Consider the following 24,336-nt stretch of genomic DNA (forward strand, 5'->3'; position numbering starts at 1 on the left):
CGCGGTCTGGATCACCTCAAGGGGTCCGGGCCGCGCCCTTCGCCCTTCCAGACCGCCTTAACCCCAGTTTCTTCGCACTGAAGTATCGATGTCCAAGATCGCCGCCATGACCCCGGAAACCGCCCAGGCCGAAGCGACCGCTCCCGAACACGGCGGCGTCGCGCGCTGGCAGGATTTCTTCCAGCTGCTCAAGCCCCGGGTGATGTCGCTGGTGGTGTTCACGGGCCTGACCGGCCTGATGGCCGCCCGGGCGCCGATCAACCCGTTCCTGGCCTTCGTGGCGGTGCTGTGCATCGCCATCGGGGCCGGCGCCTCGGGCGCGCTGAACATGTGGTTCGACGCCGACATCGACGGCCTGATGCGCCGCACGCGGGGCCGGCCGGTGCCCTCGGGCAAGGTGCGCGGCGATGACGCCGCCGCCCTGGGCGTGGTGTTGAGCCTGCTGTCGGTGATGATGCTGGGCGTCGCCGTCAACTGGCTGGCCGCCGGCCTGCTGGCCTTCACCATCGTCTTCTACGCCGTGGTCTACACCATGTGGCTCAAGCGCTGGACCAGCCAGAACATCGTCATCGGCGGTCTGGCCGGGGCGCTGCCGCCGGCCATCGGCTGGGCGGCCGCCACGGGCTCGGCCCCGCTGAACGCCTGGCTGATGGTGGCCATCATCTTCCTGTGGACCCCGCCGCACTTCTGGGCCCTGTCGCTGTATATCAGCACCGACTACGCCAAGGCCGGCGTGCCGATGCTGCCGGTGGTCAAGGGCGCCAAGGCCACTCGCCTGCAGATCCTGATCTACAGCCTGGTGCTGATCCCCGTGTGCCTGTCGCCGGTGCTGACCGGTCTGGGCGGCCCGATCTATCTGGCCGTCGCGGGCCTCGGCGGGGCGGTGTTCCTGACCCTGGCCGTCCGTGTCTTCCTCAGCAAGGCCGGCGACGCCGCCGACCCGCGCGTGGCCGATCGCGATCTCTACGAGGTCGACGAAGACCAGAAGGCCGCCGGGGCCAAGGCGGCGCGCAACCTGTTCGCCTTCTCGATCCTCTATCTGTTCGCCCTGTTCGCGGCCCTGCTGGGCGAAGCGGTCAGTGGCGTCAAAGCGTTGGAGCTGCTGTCGTGAACAAACTCATCGAGAACGACGCGGCCGCCCGCGCCCGCAAGGGGCGAAACATCGCCCTGGGTCTGGGCCTGGTGGCCTTCGTCATCCTGATCTTCGTCGTCACGGTTGTGAGGATTGGTGGCAATGTCGCGCATCGCGCCTTCTGATCCCGTCAAAGCGCTGGCGTCCAAGCGCAACGCGCGCGTCGCGCTGATCTGCGCGGCCGCCTTCTTCGGCATGGTCGGCGCGGCCTATGCCTCGGTGCCCCTGTACCGCCTGTTCTGCCAGATGACCGGCTTCGACGGCACGGTGCGCAAGGCCGAGCTGAAGCCGACCAAGGTGCTGGACCGCAAGGTGACGATTCGCTTCGACGCCAATGTCCGCACCCTGCCGTGGGCGTTCTCGGCCGAGCAGACCAGCCAGCAGGTGCGCATCGGCGCGACGGGACTGGCCTTCTTCAAGGTCACCAACAAGGGCGACAAGGCGATGACCGGCCGGGCGCTCTACAATGTGGTGCCCGAACAGGCCGGTCCGTACTTCCAGAAGCTGGAGTGTTTCTGCTTCTCCAACCAGACGATCCAGCCGGGTCAGACGGTGGAATTCCCGGTCGTCTACTTCGTCGATCCTCAATATGTGGACGACGCCGAGACAAAGGGTAAGGACGAGATCACCCTGTCTTACACCTTCTTCCCCGCCGTTGAGGGCGTGGAAGGCGAAAAACAGGCGGTCTCGACCACGCCTCGTATCGTTCAACCCCTTGGCGGCAAGCCGCAGAGGGCGCTATAGCGTTCAACAAGGAGCATGTTGGCGGGGGGACTCAGCCGGCATGCCTAGAGGGAATAAGGGTTAGCACCACCATGGCCCACGGCGCCGTCAAACACGACTATCACATTCTGCCGCCCAGCCCGTGGCCCTTCGTGGGTTCGGCCGCCGCCACCATCATGGCCCTTGGCCTGATTGGCTGGCTCAAGGGCGGCGTGCTCGGCATCGAAAAGGGCAACTGGGCGATCTTCGCCGCCGGTTTCGCGGGCATCCTCTACACGATGTTCGGCTGGTGGTCGGACGTCGCCAAGGAAGCCAAGGCTGGCGACCACACCCCGGTCGTCTCGATCGGCCTGCGCTACGGCATGATCCTGTTCATCGCTTCGGAAGTGATGTTCTTCGTCGCCTGGTTCTGGATCTTCTTCGAGATGGCGCTGTTCCATCATCACCGCACCCTGTCGGCGATCGAGGAAGTCCGCACCGCCTGGGCCACCTGGCCGCCCACCGGCGTCGAGACCGTCTCGCCCTGGCATCTGCCGCTGGTCAACACCCTGACCCTGCTGCTGTCGGGCACCACGGTCACCTGGGCTCACCACGCGCTGCAGGTCGGCGACCGCAAGGGCGCCAAGTGGGGCCTGATCCTGACCATCCTGCTGGGCGCGCTGTTCACCTGCATCCAGGTCTATGAATACAGCCACATCAACCACGAGAACCTGTTCTACTCGGAAGCGGCCGTGAACTCGGGCCTGTATGGCTCGACCTTCTTCCTGGCCACCGGCTTCCACGGGTTCCACGTGTTCGTGGGCACGCTGTTCCTGATCGTCTGCCTGATCCGCCTGATGAACGGCGCCTTCACGCCCAAGCAGCACTTCGGCTTCGAAGCGGCCGCCTGGTACTGGCACTTCGTCGACGTGGTCTGGCTGTTCCTGTTCGCCTTCATCTACGTGATCTTCGGCGCTTCGGCCCACTAGATCAGATCTTCCGAGGGGGCCCGGAACGCCGAAAGCGTTCCGGGCCTTTTTCATTTTGGCCTCCCCTCACGCGGGAGGGTGTAAGGACGGCCCCATGGCTCACGTGAACCCCTACATGGCCGGCGCCAGCGGCCACTGCCCCAAGTGCGGCGAGGGCGTCCTGTTCGAGGGCTTCCTGAAGATCGCCCCCACCTGCGAGGCCTGCGGCTTCGAGTTGGGCCGCCACGAGACCGGCGACGGGGCCTCGACCTTCATCATCCTGATCGCCGGCTTCATCGGGGCCTTCGGCGCGCTGTTCTCGATGTTCGCCTGGGGCTGGCCGATCTGGCTGCTGCTGCTGGTCTGGCTGCCGGTGACCCTGGGCCTGAGTCTTGGCCTGATGCGTCCGGCCAAGGGCCTGATGGTCGCCGCCCAGGTCGCCAACAAGGCCTCTGAGGCCGGTCGCCACGATGTCTGAGATCGCTCCGGCCAGGAAGGCCGGCTTCCCCTTCGGCCTGACCATCGCCGTCGCCATCGCCTTCGCCATCCTGTGCGTCCTGGGCGGCTGGCAGGTGAAGCGCCTGGCCTGGAAGCAGGACCTGCTGGCGCGGATCGAGACGCTGAAGACCGCGCCGCCCGTTCCTCTGGCTGCCGTGGTGACCGCCTCGGCGACCGTCGAGAGCGCGGCCTGGAGGCGGGTCAGCGTCGACTGCCAGCCGGTGGGCCTGCCGCCGCTGTCCCTGGCCTATGGCATTCGTGACGGCGACGTCGTCTGGCGGGCCCAGGCCCTGTGCGGGCTCAAGGACGGCCCCTACAACCTGATCCTGGTCGATCGCGGCGTCGTGCCGGACCTGACGGGCAAGGTCGAGACGACCGCCCGCGCCTTCGCCGAGCCGGGCCGGGTGACGGGCGTCCTGATCCCGCTCAAGCAGCTGGGCGGCGACCGCGCTAGGGCCGTGGCGGGCATCGCGGGCCGCAGCCCGGCTCCTCTGGCGCTGATGGCCGAAAGCGAGACGCCCGCGCCGGATGGCATCACGCCCGCGCCGCTTCCGGCAGAAATTTCCAATCGGCACCTCGAATACGCCCTGACGTGGTTCGGTCTTGCCGTGACCCTGCTCTTTATCTATGCCGCCATGCTCTGGCGGAGACTGAGACCCTGATGCGCTACGTTTCGACCCGCGGCGAGGCCGCCCCGATCGGATTCCTCGACGCCGTCCTGGCCGGCCTGGCCCCCGACGGCGGCCTGTATGTGCCCGCCGAGTGGCCGACCTTCACCAAGGCCGAGATCGCCGCCTTCGCCGGCCAGCCCTACGCCCAGGTGGCGGCCGCCGTGGTCGGCAAGTTCGTCGGCGACGATATCCCGCCCGCCGATCTGCTGCAGATGTGCGAGGAGGCCTACGCCACCTTCGCCCACACCGCCGTCACCCCGCTGAAGCAACTGGGTCCCAACCGCTTCCTGCTGGAGCTGTTCCACGGCCCGACCCTGGCGTTCAAGGACGTCGCCATGCAGCTGCTGGGGCGCCTGTACGACTATGTGCTGGAGCGCCAGTCGCGGAAGATGACCATCATCTGCGCCACCTCCGGCGACACCGGCGGCGCGGCGGTCGAGGCCTTCCGCGGCCGCAAGAACGCCCGCATCGTGGCCCTCTTCCCCGAGGGCCGGATCAGCGAGGTCCAGCGCCGGTTCATGACCACGGCGACCGACGCCAATGTCGCCTGCCTGTCGATCCTGGGCTCGTTCGACGACTGCCAGGCCATCGTCAAGGCGGCCTTCCAGGACGACCAGTTCCGTCACGCCGTCGACCTGTCGGGTGTCAACTCGATCAACTGGGCGCGGATCGCGGCCCAGAGCGTCTATTACTTCACCGCCGCCGTGGCCCTGGGCGCGCCCGAGCGCTCGGTGGCCTTCGTGGTGCCGACGGGTAACTTCGGCGACGCCTATGCCGCTTTCGTGGCGACCAAGATGGGCCTGCCGATCGCCCGCATCGTCTGCGCCACCAATTCCAACGACATCCTGGCCCGCACCTTCGAGGACAGCCGCTACGCCAAGGGCGCGGTGACCGCCACCCAGAGCCCGGCCATGGACATCCAGGTCGCCTCCAATTTCGAGCGCCTGTATTTCGAGGCCGTGCGCCGTGACGGCGTCGAGACCGGCCGGGCGTTCCGGGGCTTCAACGACAGCGGCGTGATCGACATCCCGCCCAGCGCCTTCACCCTGATGCGCGAGCTGTTCCGGGGCATGGCGGTCAATGAGGCCGACACCGCCAAGACCATGCTCTCGACCCTCAACGAGACCGGCGAGGTCGTCGATCCGCACACCGCCGTCGGCCTGGCAGCGGCGGCCCGCGTCCATCTGGACGACCCGACCGTCCCGGTCGTGGTGCTCTCCACCGCCCACCCGGCCAAGTTCCCCGAAGCGGTCGCCGCCGCCTGCGGCCTGACCCCGGCCACGCCGCGCGCCACGCCGGACCTGTCGAAAAAGCCCGAACGCTTCGAGATCCTGCCCGCCAGCGGCGAGACGGTGAAGGCCTTCGTGCGCTCCTTCCTGGACCGTTCGTGAGCGCCAGCCTCCACACCCTGAAGAACGGCGTCCGGGTTGTCTGCGACCCGATGCCGGGCCTGGAAACCCTGGCCCTGAGCGTGGTCGCCGGTCGCGGCGCGGCGCATGAGGATCTTCCCCGCTCGGGCTGGTCGCACCTGCTGGAACACATGGTGTTCAAGGGCGCTGGAACGCGCAGCTCGCGCGACATCGTCGAGGTGATCGAGAGCCAGGGCGGCCAGATCAACGCCGCCACCGGCTATGAGCGCACCAGCTTCCAGATCCGCGCCCTGAAGGGCGGGCTAGATCTGGGCATGGAGGTCATCGCCGACCTGCTGCTGCGCCCCACCCTCGACGAGGCCGACCTGGCCCGCGAAAAGCAGGTGGTGCTGCAGGAGATCGCCGAGGCCGCCGATGCGCCCGACGACTATGTCTTCGACCTGATTCAGAAGGCCGCCTGGGGCCAGCACCCGGTAGCCAGGCCGATCCTGGGCTCGGTCGAGTCGGTCAACGCCGCCACCAACGCCGCCCTGTCGGACTGGCGCGGGGCGCTCTATTCGCCCGACCGGCTGGTGATCAGCGCCACTGGCGCGGTCAGCGAGGCCGAACTGCTGGCCGCCGCCGAGCGGGCCTTCGGGGCTGTTCCGGTCCGGGCCGGCGCGCCCGAGCCCACCGCCGCGCCGTTCGTCGGCGGGCACGAGGGCGAGGTGCGCAAGCTGGAACAGTCGCATCTGGTGTTCATGCTGCCGGCCTGCGGCGCGCGCGAGCAGGATTATTTCGCCCTGCGCATCTTCGCCGAGTGCCTGGGCGGGGGCATGTCGTCGCGCCTGTTCCAGGAAGCCCGGGAGAAGCGCGGACTCGCCTACAATATCGACGCCTATTCCGACACCTATGCCGATTACGGCGCGCTGGGCATCTATGCCGGCTGCGCGGCGGGGAATGCGGTCGAGACGGCCAAGGTCTGCGCCGAACAGCTGGTCGCCCTGGCCCGCCACATCGAACCAGCCGAGCTGGCCCGCGCCAAGGCCCAGCTGAAGGCCCACATGTTCATGGCCCGCGAGGCGGCGCTGTCGCGCGCCGAGCAGGCGGCTGGGCAGGTCCTGCTGTTTGATCGCCTGTATCCGCCGGCTGAACTGGCCGCCGAGGTCGAGGCGGTCACGCCCGCCGATGTCGTGCGCCTGGGCGAGCGCCTGCTGGGCGGCGGGCGTTGCGCGACGGCGATCCTGGGCGCCAAATCGGCCCTCAAGGCAGGGCCCGCGTTCGAGAAGGCCTTGTTCGCGGCCGCCTGACAGTCAAACGTCGCGGCCTTCCACCGCGCTCCGAGGATTCGCTTGCCGACTTTTCTGCAGATGTTTCGCGCTAGGCCGGGCCTGAAGCTCCAGGGAAACGGCGTCTATCTGCGCCCGCCGCGCGGCGGAGACCACCGGGCCTGGGCCGAGGTGCGCCGCGCCTCCCGAAGCTTCCTCGAGCCCTGGGAACCGACCTGGCCCGAGGATGACCTGGGCCCCCGCGCGTTCCGCGCCCGCCTGGGCGCCTACACCCGCGAACTGGAGACCGGCGACGCCTGGCCGTTCTTCGTGTTTCGCGAGGCCGACGACGCCCTGATCGGCGCGGTGCGGCTGTTCCATGTGCGTCGCGGCGTCGCCCAGACCGCGACCATCGGCTACTGGGTCGGCCAGTCGCACGCGCGCCAGGGGCACATGACCGACGCCGTTTCCACAGTCATCCGCTTCGCCTTCGACGGTCTTGGGCTCCATCGCCTGGAGGCAGCCTGTATGCCAGAAAACGGCCCTTCGGCCGCTCTTTTGCTGAAATGCGGCTTTTTGGAGGAAGGTTACGCCCCCGCTTATTTGAAAATTAACGGCGAGTGGCGAGATCATCGTTTGTTCGGACTTGTCTCGCGACCTTAGCGCGGGGGCCGGACGCAAGACGCCAGGGTGGCGTGGGATTGAGTATGTCGTTTCGGGCTACGGACCGTCGGATCTGGGACACGACAGCAACGCTGGAAGCGCTGGCGGCTGCCGACGTGGCTCTGTGGATCTGGGAGCCTGAAGCCGATCGTCTGAGGATCAACGGCTCGGCCCGGACGCTGGGCCTGGGTCCGCTGGCCCCCGAATGCTCGTCCGCCGCCTTCCGCGCCCTGGCCCTGCCGCAGGATCGCGCCCAGGCTGAGGAAGTCCTGAAATTCCGCGAGCCCGGCTCGGAAGTCGTCGCCCGCATGCGCATGCGCGGCGGCGAGACCTGCATCTGGCGTGGCGTGTGGCTGGAGGAGGGCGTGCGCGCCGCCGGCGTGGTCGCCCCCGAGGTCAAGTTCGCCGCGTCGGAACGCTGTGAGCTGACCGGCCTGCTGGATCGCAAGAGCTTCATCACCCGCGCGCGTGAGCGCCTGCGCCGCGAAGGCGTGCATGAACTGGTGGTCGCCGACGTCGATCGCCTGCGCCGCCTGAACGAGGCGCTGGGCCACGAACGCGCCGACCTGGTGCTGGCCGCCCTGGGCTCTCGCCTGGCCGCCGCCTTCCCCGAGGGCTCGATCATGGGCCGCATCGGCGAGGACGAGTTCGCGGTGCTGTGCGAGCCCAAGGGCTTCGAGCCGGCCGAGATCCTGCGCACGGCGCTGGAACAGCCGCTGCGCGTGGCGGGCTTCGATATCCATCCGACCCTGTCGATCGGGGCCGTGAACGCCGAGGGCGGCGAGGACGCCCCCGAGGCCACCGAACTGCTGCGTCGCGCCGAACTGGCCGTCGAGGCCGCGTCCTCGGGCGGTCGCGGCGGCGCCGCCGCCTATGGCCGCTCGATGGAGACGGACGGCCTGTCGCGCCTGGCGCTGGAGGCCGACCTGCGCGGCGCCATCGCCCGTGGCGAGATCACCCCCTATTTCCAGCCCGTGGTGCGCCTGTCGACCGGCGCGCTGTCGGGCTTCGAGGCCCTGGCCCGCTGGCTGCACCCGCGTCGCGGCATGCTGCCGCCCGACGAATTCCTCCCGCTGATCGAGGAAATGGGCCTGATGAGCGAGCTGGGCGAGCACATGATGCGCACCGCCGGCGCGCAGCTGGCCGCCTGGCGCCGCAGCCATCCGGCCGTCGGCGCCCTGACCGTCAGTGTCAACCTGTCGACCGGCGAGATCGATCGTCCGGGTCTTGTCGATGACGTGGCCGAGGTGCTGCGGATCAACAACCTGCCGCGGGGCGCCCTCAAGCTGGAGGTCACCGAAAGCGACATCATGCGCGACCCCGAACGGGCCGCCGTGATCCTGCGCACCCTGCGCGACGCGGGCGCGGGCCTGGCGCTGGACGATTTCGGCACCGGCTTCTCGTCGCTGCAGTATCTGACGCGCCTGCCGTTCGATACGCTGAAGATCGACCGCTATTTCGTCCGCACCATGGGCGGCAACTCCGGTTCGGCCAAGATCGTCAGCTCGGTGGTCAAGCTGGGCCAGGACCTGGACCTGGAAGTCGTCGCCGAAGGCGTCGAGAACGCCGAGATGGCCCACGCCCTGCAGGCCCTGGGCTGCGACTACGGCCAGGGCTTCGGCTACGCGCCGGCCCTGTCGCCGCAGGAGGCCGAGGTTTATCTCAACGAGGCCTATGTGGATGGCGCCGCGCCGGTGAAGGCGCGGGGGTAGGGCCTAAATCCTCCCCCCAGCGGGGGAGGTGGCCCGAAGGGCCGGAGGGGGAAGTCCCTTCTGTTCATGGCATCCCCTCACCGTCGGCTGCGCCGACCCCTCTCCCACAGGGAGAGGATCTTCAAGCCCGCCCCGCCTGCGTCGACAGGTGATCCGCCGAGATCCCCAGCTTGGCCAAAGCCCGCGTCCACTTGTGTTCGTGGTCGTCGTCGAACAGGAGCTCTTCGTCGGCGTCGCAGATGAGCCAGATGTTGTCGCGGACTTCCTGCTCCAGCTGGCCGGGGCCCCAGCCGGCATAGCCCAAGGCCAGGATCGCCCGGCGGGGGTGGCGGATCTGGCTGCCCATGGCGTCCAGCACGTCGCGGGTGGCGGTCAGGGCCAGGCCGTCGCACAGCGGCAGGGTCGAGTCGGGCGAGATGAAGTCGTCGGTGTGCAGCACGAAGCCGCGTTCCAGCTCGACCGGTCCGCCCAGCAGCACCAGATTGTTCTGGGTCTTGATCTCGGATCGCACGCCCAGCTTGTCGAGAAGTTCGAACACCGTCAGGCCCTCGACCGGGCGATTGACGGCTATGCCCATCGCCTGCTCGGCGTCGTGGGCGCACATGTACAGGACGGCGCGTTCGAAGCGTTCGTCCTCGATCCCCGGCATGGCCACCAGAAGGCGGCCGGCCAGGAAGTCCGCCTCGTCATGCGTGTCGCGGTTCATGATCAGAGGATCGGGGTGGAAGACGACGGTTTCAAGTCGAACCTGTCACTTGGCGCGTTGTCTTCCGACCTATATTCGATTTTCGCACCTCAAAGGACAGGACCAAGCCCATGACGATCAAGGTTGGCGACAAGCTTCCCGCGGCGACTTTCATGACCAGCACGGCCGAAGGGCCCGCGCCGGTCACCACCGAAGACCTTTTCAAGGGCAAGACCGTCGCCCTGTTCGCCGTTCCCGGCGCTTTCACCCCGACCTGCTCGGCCAAGCACCTGCCGGGCTTCAAGGACCACGCCGCCGACCTGAAGGCCAAGGGCGTGGATGTGATCGCCTGCGTTTCGGTCAACGACCTGTTCGTGATGAAGGCCTGGGGCAAGGATCAGGGCATCACCGACGAAGTGATGCTGCTGGCCGACGGCAATGGCGACTTCACCCGCGCCGTGGGCCTGGACTTCGACGGCTCCAAGTTCGGCATGGGCTCGCGCTCGCAGCGCTATTCGCTGATCGCCAAGGACGGCGTGGTCACCACGCTGAACGTGGAAGAGGGCGGCGAATTCAAGGTCTCGTCGGCCGACTACATGCTGGGTCAGCTGTAGGGTTGTAGATCCTCTCCCTGATGGGAGAGGTGTCGGCGTAGCCGACGGAGAGGGAAGGGCGCTGAATTTCAGCGTCACTTCCCTCTCCGGCGCTTCGCGCCGCCTCCCCCTTCAGGGGGAGGATTGGTGACTAGGCCCCCAGCGTCTCCGGGGTCATCGCCGCCAGGTCGGCCGCGCCGGCCATGACGCCGGCGACCTGGCCGGGGACCTGGGCCAGCACATTTTCCGCATACAGCCGCGCCAGGCTCACCTTGGCGCCCAGCCAGTCGGCGTCGCCTTCGCCCGCCGCGATGGCCGCCACCGCCGCCAGGGCGCCCTTGGCCAGCATCCAGCCGCCGACCACGTCGCCCAGCAGTTTCAGATAGGCCGTGGCGCCGCCGAGGGCGTCGGGCATGGCGCGGGCGCGGCGTTCGATCAGCCAGGCGGTGGCGCCGCTGGCGGCGTCCAGCGCGGTTTCCAGGCGGCGGGCCAGCGAACCCAGGGTCGGGTCGGCGAGGGCGTCCAGGGCGGTCAGCGTGTCGCGCATGTCGTCCATCAGGTCGCCGATGGCCTGGCCTTCGCCAAGGCCCAGCTTGCGGCCGACCAGGTCGATGGCCTGGATGCCGTTGGTGCCCTCGTAGATCGGCAGGATACGGGCGTCGCGATAGTGCTGGGCCGCGCCGGTCTCCTCGATGAAGCCCATGCCGCCGTGGATCTGCAGGCCTTCCGAAGCCACGGCCACGCCCATGTCGGTGGACCAGCCCTTGGCGATCGGGGTCAGCAGCTCCTCGCGCAGCTTGGCGGTCGCGCGCTCTTCCTCGGTCGCGCCATGGCTGGCCAGATCGGCCGCGACGGCGGTGGACAGGCAGATGCCGCGCGCGGCCTCGATCCGGGCCTTCATCAGCATCAGGGTGCGGCGAACATCGGGATGGTCGAACAGTCGGGCCGAGCTTTCGCCGGTCCAGGCCGAACGGCCCTGGCGACGCTCCAGCGAGAAGGCCAGGGCCTGCTGATAGGCGCGCTCGGCGATGGCGACGCCTTGGGTTCCCACCTGCAGGCGGGCGGCGTTCATCATCGTGAACATGTGGGCCAGGCCCGAGCCCAGCTGGCCGACCAGTTCGGCCTTGGCCCCCTCGAACAGCATCACGCAGGTGGGCGAGCCGTGGATGCCCAGCTTGTGCTCCAGCCCGCCGGCGCGCAGCGCATTGGCCGCGCCAAGGGCCCCGTCTTCGCCGACCATCACTTTGGGGGCCAGGAACAGCGAGATCCCCTTCACGCCGGGCGGGGCGTCGGGCGTGCGGGCCAGCACCAGGTGGACGATGTTGTCGGCGACGTCGTGGTCGCCCCAGGTGATGTAGATCTTCTGGCCCGACAGGGTGTAGCCGCCGTGGCCGTCGGGCGTGGCCAGGGTGGTGATCGCCGCCAGGTCCGAACCGGCCTGGGGCTCGGTCAGGTTCATGGTGCCGGTCCACTCGCCCGAGACCAGCCGGGGCAGGAACAGCGCCTTCTGGCGCGTCGTGCCGTGGTGGGCGATGGCCTCGATGGCGCCCAGGGTCAGCATGGGGCAGAGGCCAAAGGCCATGTTGGCGGCCTGGACCATTTCCAGGGTCGCCACTTCCAGCGTCTTGGGAAGGCCCGCGCCGCCGTGCTCGGCCGAGGCCGCCAGACCCGTCCAGCCGCCTTCGGCGAACTGCCTGTAGGCGTCGGCGAAGCCGGGGGCCGTACGCACCACGCCGTTTTCCAGCTTGGCCCCGACCAGATCGCCCTGACGGTTCAGCGGAGCCAGGACGTCGGCGGCGAACACGCCCGCGGCTTCCAGCACGGCCGAGACGGTGTCGGCGTCAGCGTCGGGGAAGGCCTCCGCCAGGCGGTCGAAACCCGCCGCGTGGCGCAGCGAAAAGGCGATGTCGCGGACGGGGGCGCGGAAGGTCATGGACGGCGGCTCTCCAGGTTATCGGCGTTCTGTTTAGGCGCGCCGCGCGGCGACGCCAAGGTGATCCGGAGGATCACGGGTTCGTGATCGCCTGGCCCTTTTTCCGCGTGGCGGAGTTCCTAAGTGGGTGAAACCGTAACTGATGCTATCACAGTTTTTTCAGGAGACCCTCCCCATGGCCCGCCCCTTCGCCTACGCCGCGCTCGCCGCCGCGCTCCTTTCGGCGTCCGCCGCCTCGGCCGCGCCGGGCGTCACGTCGACCAAGCCCGCCGATCTGCCGGCCGGCCACTATGTGCTGGACAAGACCCACGCGGCGGTGAACGCCAAGATCAAGCACATGGGCTTCTCCAACTACACCCTGCGCTTCACCAAGGTGGACGCCGAGTTCACCTATGATCCCAAGGCGCCGGAAGCGGCCAAGATCAACGTGACCGTCGATCCCGCCTCGATCGACACCGCCACGGGCGCCGACGCCTTCGGTCTGAAGTTCAACAAGGAACTGGCCGGCGACGGCTGGCTGGAAGCCGCCAAGTTCCCGACCATCACCTTCGTCTCGACCAAGGTCGATGTCGGCGACGGCCACACCGGCAAGGTGACGGGCGATCTGACCATCCACGGCGTGACCAAGCCGGCCGTGCTGGACGTCACGTTCAACGGCGTCGGCAGCGGCTTCGTCCCGCTCAGCGTCAAGACCGGCTTCTCGGCCTCGACCACGATCAAGCGCTCGGAGTTCGGCGTCAGCAAGTACGTGCCGCTGGTCGGCGACGACGTGACGCTGAACATCGAGGTCGAGTTCGACAAGAAATAGTCGATTCGGGTTCCGCTTCCGCTTCAGGCTGGAAACAGTTTGAAGTGGAAGCGTGAGCTTGGGAGTCTAGACTGCAGGTCTGACGACATCGGTATCCGGAGATTTCCATGGCCGCGACGCGCACGCGCTACACCACGGTGGCGATCATCATCCACTGGCTGATCGCCGCGGCCATCATCTTCCAGATCATCCTGGGCTGGCGGGCCGGGGATGGCCCCAAGGGCGCCGCGACCTTCGCCCTGTTCCAGCTGCACAAGTCGATCGGCATCACCATCCTGCTGCTCAGCGTGGCGCGCCTGGGCTGGCGGCTGTTCAATCCGCCGCCGCCCGCGCCGGTGGGGCAGCCCAAGTGGGAACAGACCGCCTCGCACATCGTGCACATCGGCTTCTACGTGATCATGATCGGCCTGCCGCTGACGGGCTGGATCCTGGTCTCGGCCAGCCGCACCAACATTCCGACCCTGCTCTACGGCTCGATCCCGTGGCCCCACCTGCCGCTGATCCCCGAGATGGCGCCGGCGGCCAAGCATGTCTGGCACGAGATCGGCGAGATCGGTCACGGCGTGCTGGTCAAGCTGACCTATCTGCTGCTGCTGCTGCACCTGGGCGCGGTGGCCAAGCACCAGGTGCTGGATAAGGACGGCGTGTTCGCCAACATGGCCCCGGGCGCCAAGCCGGGCCTGAAGGAGCCGCGCGCCTGGCTGGCCGCCGCCGGTCTGGCCGCCGTGGTCGCCGCCGGCTATCTCTACACCCCGGCCGTCAAGCCCGCCGCCAAGCCGGCCGTGGCCGAGGAAGCGGCCCCGCCGGAAGCCCCCGCGCCTGTCGTTACCCCCGTCGCCGCGACAACGGACGCCGCGCCGCCCGCCGCGGCCGCGCCGGAACCCGCCCTCAAGGATCCCGTCACCTGGGCCGTCGCCAAGGGCTCCAAGCTGGGCTTCACCGCCACCTGGTCGGGCGAGCCGCTGCAGGGCGAGTTCACCCGCTGGAGCGCCGACATCCTGTTCTCGCCCGACGCCCTGGACCGCTCGAAACTGACCGTGACGATCGACATGGCCTCGGCCAAGACGGGCGACGACCAGCGCGATTCCAGCCTGCCGGGCGATGACTTCTTCGCCACCGCCGCCCATCCCAAGGCGGTGTTCAGCGCCAGCAAGTTCCGCAAGACCGGCGAGGGCAAGTTCATCGCGGACGGAACCCTGGATCTGCGCGGGGTCAGGAAGCCGCTCAGCCTGCCGTTCAGCCTCAAGATCGACGGCGACACGGCCACGGCGCGCGGTGTAACCACCCTGGACCGGACGACGTTCGGGGTTGGACAGGGTGAATGGGCGGACACCGATCAGATCGCGGCCAAGGTGAAGGTCAGCTTCAGCCTGACGGCCAAGCGGAAATAGAGGGGGCCGCGCGCGCGCTCGCCGCCGGCGGGCTGGTGCTGCTGCCGACCGAGACGGTCTATGGCCTGGGCGCCGACGCGGCCAATCCGGCGGCCGTGGCGGCGATCTTCGAGGCCAAGGGCCGTCCGCGCTTCAATCCGCTGATCGCCCACGTCGCCGATCTGGAAACCGCCGCCCGCATCGCCGTGCTCGATGAGCGGGCCATGGCCCTGGCCAGGGCCTTCTGGCCCGGCCCGCTGACCCTGGTCGCGCCGATCCGCGACGCCGGCGCCGTCTGCGACCTGGCCCGGGCCGGTCTCGACACCGTGGCGATCCGCGTGCCCGGCCATCCCCTGTCGCGGGCCGTGCTGGCGGCGTTCGGCGGGCCGGTGGTGGCGCCGTCGGCCAACCGCTCGGGCCGGCCCAGCCCCACTACCTATGCCGACGCCTTCGCCGAGACCGGCGCCGCTTGCGCAGCCACGCTGGACGGCGGCCCTTGCGAGGTCGGCCTGGAATCCACCGTCGTCGCCGTGCTCGACGGCCCGCCGCGCCTGCTACGCCCCGGCGCCGTGACCCGCGCCCAGCTCGAGGCCGTGGTCGGCCCGCTGGCCGAGGCAGAGAACGATGCCAAGCGCTCGCCGGGCCGGATGGCCCTGCACTACGCGCCCGACGCCCCGGTGCGGATCAACGCCGCCGCGCCCGAGGCCGGGGAGGCGTTCCTGGCCTTTGGTCCGTGGCCGGAGGGGGAGGGCGTGTTCAACCTCAGCCCGTCAGGCTCGCTGGCCCAGGCCGCCGCCAATCTCTTTTCGTATCTGCGCGCCGCCGATCGGACGAAGCCGGTCGGCATCGCCGTGGCGGCCATTCCGGGCGAAGGCCTGGGCGAGGCGATCAATGACCGGCTTAGACGCGCGGCCGGGTTCGTGGGATAGAGGCCGATGAAATTCAAGATCATGTACCTCGAGGACAAGTCCAAGGGCCTGAACGGTCCCGCGCGCATCGGGCGGGTGGGGTCGTCCAAGACCGGCGAGACCCTCTACTATGCCGGCCGCTCGTTCGAGGCCCTGCGCAACTCGGGCCTGAAGGCCAATTTCCGCGACCTCGAAACCGGTCAGCCCTTCTGGATCGCCAAGGCCCGCAAGGACGGCGGCGACCGGCTCTACAAGGGCGCGGGCGATCCAGCCGTGATCGACGACGACGTTCGCGAGGAATACTGGGCCAAGATCCGGGGCGTGCCCGATCCGGCGCTAGGCTAGGGCCGAGCGGACGTCGGTCAGCGGAAAGTCGTCGCCCTTGTAGAGCAGCGGGGCGTCCAGGGTCTTGGCGAGGGCGTAGGCGAAGCAGTCGCCAAGGTTCAGACGGGCCGGATGCCGACCTTTGCCATACAGCAGGTAGGCGTCGAGCGCGGCGGTATCGATAGCGTGCTCGCGCGCGATCTCAATCCGATAGACCCCCAACCAGGCGTCCAGCACATCTCGGGAGGGGAAATGGTCGCGCCCGACGAGCACTGTGCCGAGCTCGACATAGTTGATCGGGGAGATCAATAGATCACCGCCCGCTTCCAGCGCGTCGATGAACCTGTCGCACTCGGGTTCCTCTAGAGCGATGGCGACCAGGGCGGAGGTATCGACGATGATCGTTCTCACGAGTCGATATCGGTGACGCCGGGGATTTCCCAAAGCGCGTCGAAGTCCGCCTTGGTGATGGGCGGCAGCAGCCCGGCGCGCGCGGCGGGGGTCAGGTATTTCCGGGTGAGAGCCTTCATCTCCTCGGCGCTGCGCGGCGTGTGCTTGCGTCTCTCCTGGCGCTTGGCCGCCAGCCGTTCCCGCACGGCGATCTCGACCGCCGTGGTCAGGCTTTCGCCGGTCAGCTCGGCCAGCTCGCGCACAGCGCGCTCGGCCTCGGGGTTCTTGATCAGGATGCCCATCGCGATCTCCGTATAGACCGCAGTATATACTGACAGGGGCGTCTCACAAAGCGTATCCTCCGCCCCCATGACCAAGCCCGTTCCCGCCGACACCCTCTCCCGCCTCAAGGCCGTGCTCGGCGAGGGCGGATGGAGCCAGGATCCCGCCAGCCTTGAGCCCAAGCTGGTCGAGTGGCGCGGGCGCTGGCGGGGCGAGACGCCGCTGCTGGTGCTGCCGCGCACGACCCAGGAGGTCGCCGCCGTGGTCGGCATCTGCGCCGCCGATGGCGTGGCGATCACCCCGCAGGGCGGCAATACCGGTCTGGTGGCCGGCCAGATCCCGCAGGGCGAGATCCTGCTGTCGACCGAGAAGCTGCGGGCCGTGCGCGACGTCGACGGCCTGGACGACGCCATGGTGCTGGAGGCCGGCGTCACCCTGTCGGAAGCCCATGCCCAGGCGGCCAGCGTCGGTCGGCGCTTCACGGTGGGCGTTGCCTCGGAAGGCTCCTGCACCATCGGTGGCCTGGTCTCGACCAATGCCGGCGGCACCGCCGTTCTGCGCTACGGCATGATGCGCGAGCAGGTGCTGGGCCTCGAGGCCGTGCTACCCAACGGCGAGATCTGGAAGGGCCTGAAACGCCTGCGCAAGGATAATACCGGCTACGACCTCAAGCAGCTGCTGATCGGGGCCGAGGGCACGCTGGGCGTGGTCACCGCCGCCAGCCTCAAGCTGCACCCGCTGCTGGCCTCGCGGGCGGTGGCCATCGTCGGCCTGGGCTCGCCCGAAGACGCCATCCAGCTGCTGGCCCGCGCCAAGGACGAGACCGGCGGCGGCGTCGAGGCGTTCGAGCTGATGGGGCGGCTGGGCTTTGAGCTGACGGTCCGCAACGTGCCGGGCCTGCGCGATCCGCTGCCCTCCATCCACCCATGGTACGTGCTGATCGAGATCGCCAGCGGCGAGCCCGGCGCGGCCGAGGCGGCGCTGGAACGCCTGCTGTCGGGGGCGCTGGAGCGCGGCCTGATCAGCGACGCCGCCGTCGCCCAGACGCAAACCCAGATGAAGGCCTTCTGGCACATCCGTGAGGGGCACTCGGCCGGTCAGAAGCCCGAGGGCGCCGCCTGGAAGCACGATGTCAGCGTGCCGGTCTCGCAGATCCCGGTCTTCATCGCGCGGGCTAATGCGGCCATCGCCACGGCCTTTCCGGGAACCCGGATCGTCGCCTTCGGCCATGTCGGCGACGGCAATGTCCACTATGATGTGCTCAAGGCGCCGGGCGGTGACGACGACGCCCATGACGCCCTGCGCAATGAAGGGGCCAGGATCGTCCACGACATCACCGCCGACATGAACGGCTCGATCAGCGCCGAGCATGGCCTGGGCGCGATGAAGACGGCCGAGGCCTTGACCTACAAGGATCCGGTCGAGGTCGCGGCCCTGCGGGCGATCCGCTCGGCCCTCGACCCCCGGCGGATCATGAACCCGCGCGTGCTCTTCTGACCTTCAGCACCAGGGCGATCACCAGCAGCGCGCCCACCGGCACGCAGGCCTTGTAGAAGCCCGCTGACGCGCCCGGGCCCAGCAGGTTGACCGCCAGCGGGATGAAGCCCCACCGGCCGGTGGCGCTGTCCATCCAGAAGGCGCCGACGCCGACGAAGCTGAGCGCCGCCCAGATGGGGCGGAACTTCAGCGTCCGGGTGCGCACCACCAGGAACAGGGCGGCGATCATCGGGATGGGCCAGGCGAGGGCGGCCAGCAGGCCCAGGGTTTGCGCGGTCATGTGTCTGCCAGAAAGCGGGCGCGCAACCTCGTCGAGGCGCGCGCCGCTGTCCAGCCCTCGCGGCGCTTCAGATCTCCAGCCCCGCCGCGCCCGCCATCAGCGCCTTCAACGCCGCCAGATGCCCCTTCAGCGCCTTGCGGCCGGCGCCGGTCAGGGCCAGCCAGGTGCGCACCCGGCCTTCGGACGGCGTCTTGCGGATCTTCAGATAGCCGGCCTCTTCCAGTGTCTTGATGTGCTTGCTCAGCACCGACTCGCTGACATCCAGGGCCTCGCGGACGGTGGCGAAGTCCATGGTGTCGACGCCGGCCAGCATGCAGCACATCTGCAGGCGGTTGGGGGCGTGGATCACGGGATCAAGCGTGGCGCTCACAGGCCGGCGTCCTCGCGCAGGTCGCGGCGGAAGGCGGCTTCCCAGACAAAGCCCTGCACCGTGGTGATGACGGCAATAACCACGCCGCCGACCAGGAAGGCGCCGTGGATGCCCACACGCCTTTCCAGCCAGGCGGCGATGCCGAAGGTGGCGACCATGGCAACCGCCAGGGCAGCCGCGACCCAGCGCGTTCGGCCGGCCCGCAGGCCGCTGACCCACATGCCGGTCTTGCGGCGATAGGCGTACACCAGGCCGGCCAGCCCCAGCAGGAAGACCGCGAAATAGACAAGCTGCGCGGGGATCGGCGCGGCCTGGATAGCGACATAGCCACCGGCCAGCAGGCCCAAGGCCGGATGGTACCAGATCGGCGCCACGGCGCGCTTGGCCAACTCGGCGTTGGCTGCCCGCACTTCGGCCAGCATGCGGCTGGTGTCGGGGTCGGTCATTCGAGGCTCTCCACTTTCCATGTTGGAAAGCTATCCGCGACTTTCCGTATTGGCAAGTGAATAGTTTCCAACCTGGAAAGTGAGGCTTCGTCCCTGCGAACGAACGGTGATGGACGCGCCAGGTCCTCCCCCTAGCGGGGGAGGTGTCGGCAAAGCCGACGGAGGGGGAAGTTCTGCTGAGTCCTTGCGGTCTTCCCCCACCGGCCTCCGGCCGCCTCCCCCGCTAGGGGGAGGATCGCGAAGCGACCCGTAGGGGGCAAGTGACTGCCAATCGCCAACCTGCCGCTAGCGATCCCCCTCAGGACCCTCTATCTCCCCGCCCATGCTGATGGTCATCTCCCCCGCCAAGTCGCTGGACTTCACCGCGCCCGACAAGGTGCTGCCGCTGACGACGCCCGAACTGAAGGGCAGGATCGCCGAGCTGGCCAAGGTGACGCACAAGCTGACGGCCGCCGACCTGCGCCGGCTGATGCACATCTCCGAAAAGCTGGCCGACCTGAACCGCGAGCGCTTCCAGGCCTTCGATCCGCAGGTCGAGGAAGGCCTGCAGGCCGTGATCGCCTTCAACGGCGACGTCTATGCGGGCCTGGCGGCGCGCGAACTGGATCGCCCGGCCCTGGAGTGGGCCCAGGACCACCTGCGGATCCTGTCGGGCCTGTACGGCGTGCTGCGGCCGCTGGACGCCCTCCAGCCCTACCGCCTGGAGATGGGCACGCGGCTGAAGACCAAGCGCGGGAACAATCTGTACGACTTCTGGGGCGAGACGATCGCCAACACCCTCAACGCCGCCGCCGAGGGCCATGCCGACAAGACCCTGGTGAACCTGGCCAGCCAGGAATATTTCGGCGCCGTCGACGCCAAGGCCCTGAAGCTGCCGGTGGTCACCTGCCACTTCAAGGAAGAGAAGGCGGGCCTGCTGAAGGTGCTGGGCTTCTTCGCCAAGAAGGCCCGGGGTCGCATGGCGCGCTACATCATCGACAACCGTGTCGAGCAGTCCAACGACCTGAAGGCCTTCAATCTGGACGGCTATCGCTTCCGCGCCGAGCTTTCCACCGACACCGACTGGGTTTTCGCTCGTCGCCAGCCCTGAATTCATCTAGTGATGAATTTATAAAAGCTCGCCCTTCGCAGGAGCGAGCGGTATGCTGCGCTGCAGCAATAAGGGAGCGCTTGGATGGCTGTGGATTTCGGGTTGCAGGGGCAGGTCGCCATCGTCACCGGCTCGACCAGCGGCATCGGCCACGCCTTGGCCGACGCGCTCGCGGCCCAGGGCGTCAACATCGTGCTCAATGGCCTGGGCGAGATGACCGCCATCGAACGCACCCGCTCTGAACTGGCCGAAAAGCATGGCGTCGAGGTGCTGTACAACGGCGCCGACATGACCAAGCCCGACCAGATCGCCGACATGGTCAGGGCCGCCAAGGCCGAATTCGGGGAGCTGGACATCCTGATCAACAACGCCGGCGTCCAGCACGTGGCCCCGATCGAGGACTTCCCCACCGAGAAGTGGGACCAGATCATCGCCATCAACCTGACCTCGGCCTTCCACGCCACCAAGGCCGCCGTGCCGATCATGAAGGCGCAGGGCCGCGGGCGGATCATCAACATCGCCTCGGCCCACGGCCTGGTCGCCTCGCCGTTCAAGGCCGCCTATGTGGCCGCCAAGCACGGCATACTGGGCCTGACCAAGACGGTGGGGCTTGAGGTCGCCACCTTCGGCATCACCTGCAACGCCATCTGCCCGGGCTTCGTGAAGACCCCGCTGGTCGAGGCCCAGATCGCCGATCAGGCCAAGGCGCGCGGCATCAGCGAGGAAGCCGTCATGCGCGACGTCATCCTGGCCAGTCAGCCGACCAAGCAGTTCGTCACCTTTGACCAGTTGGCCGGCATGCTGCTGTATCTGGTCTCCGACGCCGGAGCCTCTGCCAATGGTTCGGCGTTCCAGATCGACGGCGGCTGGACCGCGCAGTAGCGAAGGGATCGGGTCATGCCCATCGGCCCGTTCAAGAAGAAGCCCGCCGGTCCGAAGGGACTGAGCCTGGCCCTGCAGGGCGGCGGCGCGCACGGCGCCTTCGAATGGGGCATCCTCGACCGCCTGCTCGAGGAAGACGATATCGAGATCAAGGCGGTGACCGCCGCCTCGGCCGGGGCGATGAACGCCGTCTGCCTGGCCCATGGTCTGATCGAGGACGGCCGCGACGGAGCCCGCAAGACGCTCGAGGCCTTCTGGCGCGGCACGAACCGGGCCGGCGGCCAGAACGTGTTCGGCGACTCCAGCATCTGGACCAAGGCCTTCGCCGGGCCCGAGTGGCTGAAGAACACCCCCGGCTGGCGCATGGCCGAGACCTTCGCCATGAGCCTGAGCCCCTACGAGTTCAATCCGTTCAACCTCAATCCGCTGCACGACGTGCTGGAGGCGGCGGTGAACTTCGAGGCGATCCGTCAGCGCTCGCCGATCAAGCTCTACATCGCCGCCACGGCGGTGCGGCAGAGCAAGGCCAAGATCTTCCGCGAAACCGAGTTGACCGCCAAGCACATCATGGCCTCGGCCTGCCTGCCGCAGGTGTTCCAGGCGGTGGAGATCGACGGCGAGCCCTACTGGGACGGCGGCTTTCTGGCCAATCCGCCCCTGTGGCCGCTGTTTTATGACGACACCCCCGACGACATCCTGGTGGTCAGCCTCAATCCCTTCGTCCGCGAAGAGACGCCCAAGTCGCCGGGCGAGATCATGGACCGGCTGAACGAGATCACCTTCAATTCGTCCCTGGCCTCGGAACTGCGGGCCATCGGCTTCGTGCAGAAGTTGCTGGACGAGGGGCTGCTGAAGGACACCGCCAAGGGCCGCTATCGCAAGATGCTGGTCCACGCCATCACCGCCGACGGACCCTTGGCCGACTTGTCGCTGTCGACCAAGTTCAACACCGAGTGGAGCTTCCTGCTCGACCTGAAGGAACGCGGACGCACCGCCGCCGAGGCCTGGTTGACCGATTGCGGCAACTGCATCGGCGTGAAATCGAGCATTGACCTCAAGGTCGGCTTTCCCTGATCGGGGGCTTGGGCGTATCTGGGCCATGACCTTGCCTTCCCAACATCCCGTGCCGACCGTCGGCGTCGTCTGCCTGCGCGGCGACGAGGTGCTGCTGATCAAGCGCGGCACGCCGCCCAGGCTGGGCCAGTGGAGCCTGCCGGGCGGCCGCATGGAGTGGGGTGAGACCACCACAACCACGGCCCTGCGCGAGCTGAAGGAAGAGACCGGCGTCGACGCCGAGCTTCTGGGCCTGATCGACGTGATCGATGGCGTCTTTCCGGCCCGGCCTTCGCTCGACGGCAAGGCCGGCGAGATCACCCGGCACTATGTGCTGATCGACTACGCGGCCCGCTGGATCGCCGGTGAGCCCGTGGCCGGCGACGACGCCGCCGACGCGCGGTTCGTGTCGCGGGACGAGGCCATGGCCCTGGTTGAATGGGATGAAACCCGGCGCATGATCGCCGAAACCTATGCAAGGTTCGCGGCATGACCATCCTGGACGCGCCCGCCCCTCGTCAGGGCATCAGCATCAACGCCCTGATCCTGATCGGCGCCGTCGTCGCCCTGGGCTGGGCGCTGACCATCCCGACAGCCCTCACCGGGTTCCTGACCTTCGTCTTCGTGGCCTTGGCCTGGGTGCTGAGCGTCGGGGTCCACGAGTTCGGCCACGCCTTCATCGCCCACAAGGCCGGCGACACGACCATCGTCGAGAAGGGCTACCTGACCCTCGACCCCCTGAAATATTCCGACCTGTCGACCACCCTGATCTTTCCGCTGATCGCCCTGGCCATGGGCGGGATCGGTTTTCCGGGCGGGGCGGTCTATCTGCGCGAGGACCTGATGCGGACGCGGGGCTGGCGGTCGCTGGCCTCGCTGGCGGGACCGCTGGGGACGCTGGTGGTGCTGATCGCCATCGCCCTGGTCCTGCCGCTGTTCGGCGACCGCGCCCCGGCCCTGACCAACGCCCTGTCGCTGCTGGCCTTCCTGCAGGCCAGCGCCCTGGTCCTGAACCTGCTGCCGGTTCCGGGACTGGACGGCTATGGCGTGATCCGCCCCTTCCTGCCTGACGGCGTGCGGGCCAGTCTGGCGAAGATCGAGCGGATCGGCTTCCTGATCCTGTTTGGCCTGATCTTCTTCGTGCCCGGCGTCAGTGGCGTGATCTTCGGCGTCGCCGGGGCCGTGGCGGGGCTGATGGGCGTTTCGTTCGACGCCATGGGCGCGGGCTGGGACGCCTTCCACTTCTGGGGCGCCGCCGGCTGACCTAGCGGGCACTTGACCTGCGGCCGCTTCGCGCTTCTCATTCAAACAAGCGTTCAAGATCAGGGAGAAACGTCATGGCCTATGCGCCGTTCAATCTGGCCGGCAAGGTGGCCCTGGTCACCGGCGGCAATCGCGGCATCGGCCTGGGCATGGCCGAGGCGATGGCCCAGGCCGGCGCCGACGTCGTGATCTGGGGCTCCAACGCCGAGCGCAACCAGGCCGCCGAGGGCGTCCTGCTCAAGCACGGCGTGCGGGTGAAGGCCCAGACCGTCGATGTCTCCGACGAGACCCAGGTCGCCGAAGCCATGGTCGAAGCGGTCGAGGCCATGGGCCGGGTCGACTCGGTGTTCGCCAATGCGGGCGTCGGCTTTGGCTCGCCGTCCTTCGTCGACATGAAGACCGAGACCTACCGCAAGGTGCTGTCGGTCAATCTGGACGGCGTGTTCTTCACCCTGCGCGAAGCCTGCCGCCACATGGTCGATCGCGCCAAGGCGGGCGATCCGGGCGGCTCGCTGGTCGGGATCGCCTCGCTCGCGGCCATCGAGGGCGCGGCGCGCAACGAGGCCTATGCCGCCACCAAGGGCGCGGTGATCTCGATGATCAAGTCGGTGGCCGTCGAGCATGCCCGCTACGGCGTGCGCGCCAACGCCATCCTGCCCGGCTGGATCGCCACCGACATGACCGCCGGCGCCCAGGGCAATGCCGCCTTCGCCGAAAAGGTCATCCCCCGGGTTCCGGCCCGTCGCTGGGGCGAGCCCGCCGACTTCGGCGGCATGGCCGTCTATCTGGCGTCGGATGCGTCCAGCTATCACTCGGGCGACACCCTGATCATCGACGGCGGCTACTCGATCTTCTGACGTCGGACATGGCCGGATTGATTTCTGGACTCTGGAGTCGAAGAAAACCCTTTGAAAATAAGGGTCTTGCGGAACTCCTGATCTGGTGAGAAGCTTTCCTCGAAGGCAGCCTGGACGTCAGATCCGGGCGCTTTTCGAGGAAACGAACACGATGACCCCGCAAGACGTCGTCAGCTTGGCTCCGCCGCGCGGCATGTTGGCCATGATCGCCATGATCCTGACCGCCATGGCCGCCTGCTTCTGGACGTCCGAAGCCGCGCACGAAACGGTTCGTCACGACTGACCTCGCGGCAGGCTTGCTAGCCTGCCGAGCGCACGCCCATCCTCCTGGAAAATAACGGG

The 24,336-nt window shown here is 68.3% G+C and carries 30 protein-coding genes; 23 read left to right on the top strand and 7 right to left on the bottom strand.

What is annotated here, in order from left to right:
• Positions 1-88: 88 nt before the first annotated feature.
• The 10 genes from cyoE (at position 89) to ACQY9P_RS09950 (ending at position 8,963) form a co-directional block, all read left to right on the top strand.
• Entirely contained in the window at positions 89-1,111 is a 1,023-nt protein-coding gene (gene cyoE, locus ACQY9P_RS09905) for a heme o synthase (protein WP_421739427.1), read from the top strand.
• The gene (locus ACQY9P_RS09910; protein ID WP_421739426.1) at positions 1,108-1,257 is read left to right on the top strand and encodes a hypothetical protein; all 150 of its coding nucleotides are present in this window, start codon (positions 1,108-1,110) and stop codon (positions 1,255-1,257) included. Before cyoE ends, ACQY9P_RS09910 begins: the two co-directional genes overlap by 4 nt.
• A complete protein-coding gene (locus ACQY9P_RS09915) occupies positions 1,235-1,876 on the top strand; it encodes a cytochrome c oxidase assembly protein (protein WP_421739425.1) in 642 nt (213 codons plus the stop codon). The genes ACQY9P_RS09910 and ACQY9P_RS09915 overlap by 23 nt, the downstream gene beginning before the upstream one ends.
• 71 nt (positions 1,877-1,947) lie before the next feature.
• Positions 1,948-2,823, top strand: coding sequence for a cytochrome c oxidase subunit 3 (locus ACQY9P_RS09920; protein WP_421739424.1), 876 nt, complete (start codon positions 1,948-1,950; stop codon positions 2,821-2,823).
• A 94-nt stretch (positions 2,824-2,917) separates the two neighbouring features.
• Positions 2,918-3,280, top strand: a complete 363-nt coding sequence (locus tag ACQY9P_RS09925; protein WP_421739423.1) for a DUF983 domain-containing protein — start codon at positions 2,918-2,920, stop codon at positions 3,278-3,280.
• On the top strand, positions 3,273-3,962 hold the full coding sequence (locus ACQY9P_RS09930; protein ID WP_421739422.1) for an SURF1 family protein: 690 nt from the start codon (positions 3,273-3,275) through the stop codon (positions 3,960-3,962). Before ACQY9P_RS09925 ends, ACQY9P_RS09930 begins: the two co-directional genes overlap by 8 nt.
• Entirely contained in the window at positions 3,962-5,362 is a 1,401-nt protein-coding gene (gene thrC / locus ACQY9P_RS09935; protein ID WP_421739421.1) for a threonine synthase, read from the top strand. The genes ACQY9P_RS09930 and thrC overlap by 1 nt, the downstream gene beginning before the upstream one ends.
• Complete coding sequence (locus tag ACQY9P_RS09940; RefSeq protein WP_421739420.1) at positions 5,359-6,630, top strand: M16 family metallopeptidase; 1,272 nt, start codon at positions 5,359-5,361, stop codon at positions 6,628-6,630. The genes thrC and ACQY9P_RS09940 overlap by 4 nt, the downstream gene beginning before the upstream one ends.
• A 60-nt stretch (positions 6,631-6,690) precedes the next feature.
• The gene (locus tag ACQY9P_RS09945; RefSeq protein ID WP_421740119.1) at positions 6,691-7,251 is read left to right on the top strand and encodes a GNAT family N-acetyltransferase; all 561 of its coding nucleotides are present in this window, start codon (positions 6,691-6,693) and stop codon (positions 7,249-7,251) included.
• A gap of 44 nt (positions 7,252-7,295) precedes the next feature.
• Positions 7,296-8,963 (top strand): putative bifunctional diguanylate cyclase/phosphodiesterase, encoded by a 1,668-nt coding sequence (locus ACQY9P_RS09950; RefSeq protein WP_421739419.1) that lies wholly within the window; start codon positions 7,296-7,298, stop codon positions 8,961-8,963.
• Between the two features lie 121 nt (positions 8,964-9,084).
• On the opposite strand, the gene ACQY9P_RS09955 is transcribed toward ACQY9P_RS09950, so the two are convergent.
• Entirely contained in the window at positions 9,085-9,669 is a 585-nt protein-coding gene (locus ACQY9P_RS09955) for a YqgE/AlgH family protein (protein ID WP_421739418.1), read from the bottom strand.
• A 110-nt stretch (positions 9,670-9,779) separates the two neighbouring features.
• Here ACQY9P_RS09955 and ACQY9P_RS09960 point away from each other — a divergent pair, with 110 nt between their 5' ends.
• Positions 9,780-10,262: a peroxiredoxin gene (locus ACQY9P_RS09960; RefSeq protein WP_421739417.1), complete on the top strand. Its 483-nt coding sequence runs from the start codon at positions 9,780-9,782 to the stop codon at positions 10,260-10,262.
• A 130-nt stretch (positions 10,263-10,392) separates the two neighbouring features.
• Here ACQY9P_RS09960 and ACQY9P_RS09965 read toward each other — a convergent pair whose 3' ends face one another.
• Positions 10,393-12,174: an acyl-CoA dehydrogenase gene (locus ACQY9P_RS09965; protein WP_421739416.1), complete on the bottom strand. Its 1,782-nt coding sequence runs from the start codon at positions 12,172-12,174 to the stop codon at positions 10,393-10,395.
• A gap of 175 nt (positions 12,175-12,349) precedes the next feature.
• Here ACQY9P_RS09965 and ACQY9P_RS09970 point away from each other — a divergent pair, with 175 nt between their 5' ends.
• The 4 genes from ACQY9P_RS09970 (at position 12,350) to ACQY9P_RS09985 (ending at position 15,605) form a co-directional block, all read left to right on the top strand.
• Positions 12,350-12,982, top strand: coding sequence for a YceI family protein (locus ACQY9P_RS09970; RefSeq protein WP_421739415.1), 633 nt, complete (start codon positions 12,350-12,352; stop codon positions 12,980-12,982).
• A 107-nt stretch (positions 12,983-13,089) separates the two neighbouring features.
• On the top strand, positions 13,090-14,373 hold the full coding sequence (locus tag ACQY9P_RS09975; RefSeq protein WP_421739414.1) for a YceI family protein: 1,284 nt from the start codon (positions 13,090-13,092) through the stop codon (positions 14,371-14,373).
• The gene (locus tag ACQY9P_RS09980; RefSeq protein WP_421739413.1) at positions 14,304-15,281 is read left to right on the top strand and encodes an L-threonylcarbamoyladenylate synthase; all 978 of its coding nucleotides are present in this window, start codon (positions 14,304-14,306) and stop codon (positions 15,279-15,281) included. Before ACQY9P_RS09975 ends, ACQY9P_RS09980 begins: the two co-directional genes overlap by 70 nt.
• A gap of 6 nt (positions 15,282-15,287) precedes the next feature.
• Positions 15,288-15,605 (top strand): 1-deoxy-D-xylulose-5-phosphate synthase, encoded by a 318-nt coding sequence (locus ACQY9P_RS09985; protein ID WP_421739412.1) that lies wholly within the window; start codon positions 15,288-15,290, stop codon positions 15,603-15,605.
• Here ACQY9P_RS09985 and ACQY9P_RS09990 read toward each other — a convergent pair.
• Together ACQY9P_RS09990 and ACQY9P_RS09995 are read right to left on the bottom strand one after the other, a co-directional pair.
• A complete protein-coding gene (locus tag ACQY9P_RS09990) occupies positions 15,597-15,995 on the bottom strand; it encodes a type II toxin-antitoxin system VapC family toxin (RefSeq protein WP_421739411.1) in 399 nt (132 codons plus the stop codon). The genes ACQY9P_RS09985 and ACQY9P_RS09990 overlap by 9 nt on opposite strands.
• The gene (locus tag ACQY9P_RS09995) at positions 15,992-16,276 is read right to left on the bottom strand and encodes a type II toxin-antitoxin system VapB family antitoxin (protein WP_421739410.1); all 285 of its coding nucleotides are present in this window, start codon (positions 16,274-16,276) and stop codon (positions 15,992-15,994) included. The genes ACQY9P_RS09990 and ACQY9P_RS09995 overlap by 4 nt, the downstream gene beginning before the upstream one ends.
• A gap of 67 nt (positions 16,277-16,343) precedes the next feature.
• Between ACQY9P_RS09995 and ACQY9P_RS10000 the strand changes: the two genes are divergently transcribed.
• Positions 16,344-17,753, top strand: coding sequence for an FAD-binding oxidoreductase (locus ACQY9P_RS10000; protein ID WP_421739409.1), 1,410 nt, complete (start codon positions 16,344-16,346; stop codon positions 17,751-17,753).
• Here the strand turns inward: ACQY9P_RS10000 and ACQY9P_RS10005 are convergent.
• From ACQY9P_RS10005 to ACQY9P_RS10015, 3 genes are all read right to left on the bottom strand, one after another.
• Positions 17,728-18,033 (bottom strand): hypothetical protein, encoded by a 306-nt coding sequence (locus ACQY9P_RS10005; RefSeq protein WP_421739408.1) that lies wholly within the window; start codon positions 18,031-18,033, stop codon positions 17,728-17,730. The two genes, ACQY9P_RS10000 and ACQY9P_RS10005, sit on opposite strands and share 26 nt — an antisense overlap.
• A gap of 67 nt (positions 18,034-18,100) precedes the next feature.
• Complete coding sequence (locus tag ACQY9P_RS10010) at positions 18,101-18,403, bottom strand: transcriptional regulator (RefSeq protein WP_421739407.1); 303 nt, start codon at positions 18,401-18,403, stop codon at positions 18,101-18,103.
• On the bottom strand, positions 18,400-18,849 hold the full coding sequence (locus tag ACQY9P_RS10015; RefSeq protein ID WP_421739406.1) for a hypothetical protein: 450 nt from the start codon (positions 18,847-18,849) through the stop codon (positions 18,400-18,402). Before ACQY9P_RS10015 ends, ACQY9P_RS10010 begins: the two co-directional genes overlap by 4 nt.
• A 322-nt stretch (positions 18,850-19,171) precedes the next feature.
• Here ACQY9P_RS10015 and yaaA point away from each other — a divergent pair, with 322 nt between their 5' ends.
• The 7 genes from yaaA (at position 19,172) to ACQY9P_RS10050 (ending at position 24,277) form a co-directional block, all read left to right on the top strand.
• A complete protein-coding gene (yaaA, locus tag ACQY9P_RS10020) occupies positions 19,172-19,939 on the top strand; it encodes a peroxide stress protein YaaA (protein ID WP_421739405.1) in 768 nt (255 codons plus the stop codon).
• Between the two features lie 84 nt (positions 19,940-20,023).
• Positions 20,024-20,821 (top strand): 3-hydroxybutyrate dehydrogenase, encoded by a 798-nt coding sequence (locus tag ACQY9P_RS10025; protein ID WP_421739404.1) that lies wholly within the window; start codon positions 20,024-20,026, stop codon positions 20,819-20,821.
• 15 nt (positions 20,822-20,836) lie between these two features.
• Positions 20,837-21,895 (top strand): patatin-like phospholipase family protein, encoded by a 1,059-nt coding sequence (locus tag ACQY9P_RS10030; protein ID WP_421739403.1) that lies wholly within the window; start codon positions 20,837-20,839, stop codon positions 21,893-21,895.
• 25 nt (positions 21,896-21,920) lie between these two features.
• The gene (locus tag ACQY9P_RS10035; protein ID WP_421739402.1) at positions 21,921-22,367 is read left to right on the top strand and encodes an NUDIX hydrolase; all 447 of its coding nucleotides are present in this window, start codon (positions 21,921-21,923) and stop codon (positions 22,365-22,367) included.
• Complete coding sequence (locus ACQY9P_RS10040) at positions 22,364-23,137, top strand: site-2 protease family protein (RefSeq protein WP_421739401.1); 774 nt, start codon at positions 22,364-22,366, stop codon at positions 23,135-23,137. The genes ACQY9P_RS10035 and ACQY9P_RS10040 overlap by 4 nt, the downstream gene beginning before the upstream one ends.
• 74 nt (positions 23,138-23,211) lie before the next feature.
• Positions 23,212-23,994 (top strand): SDR family NAD(P)-dependent oxidoreductase, encoded by a 783-nt coding sequence (locus tag ACQY9P_RS10045; RefSeq protein WP_421739400.1) that lies wholly within the window; start codon positions 23,212-23,214, stop codon positions 23,992-23,994.
• A gap of 151 nt (positions 23,995-24,145) precedes the next feature.
• Positions 24,146-24,277, top strand: a complete 132-nt coding sequence (locus tag ACQY9P_RS10050; protein WP_421739399.1) for a hypothetical protein — start codon at positions 24,146-24,148, stop codon at positions 24,275-24,277.
• Positions 24,278-24,336 lie beyond the last annotated feature (59 nt).

The organism is Caulobacter sp., from assembly GCF_965279145.1.
Taxonomy (GTDB): Bacteria; Pseudomonadota; Alphaproteobacteria; order Caulobacterales; family Caulobacteraceae; genus Caulobacter.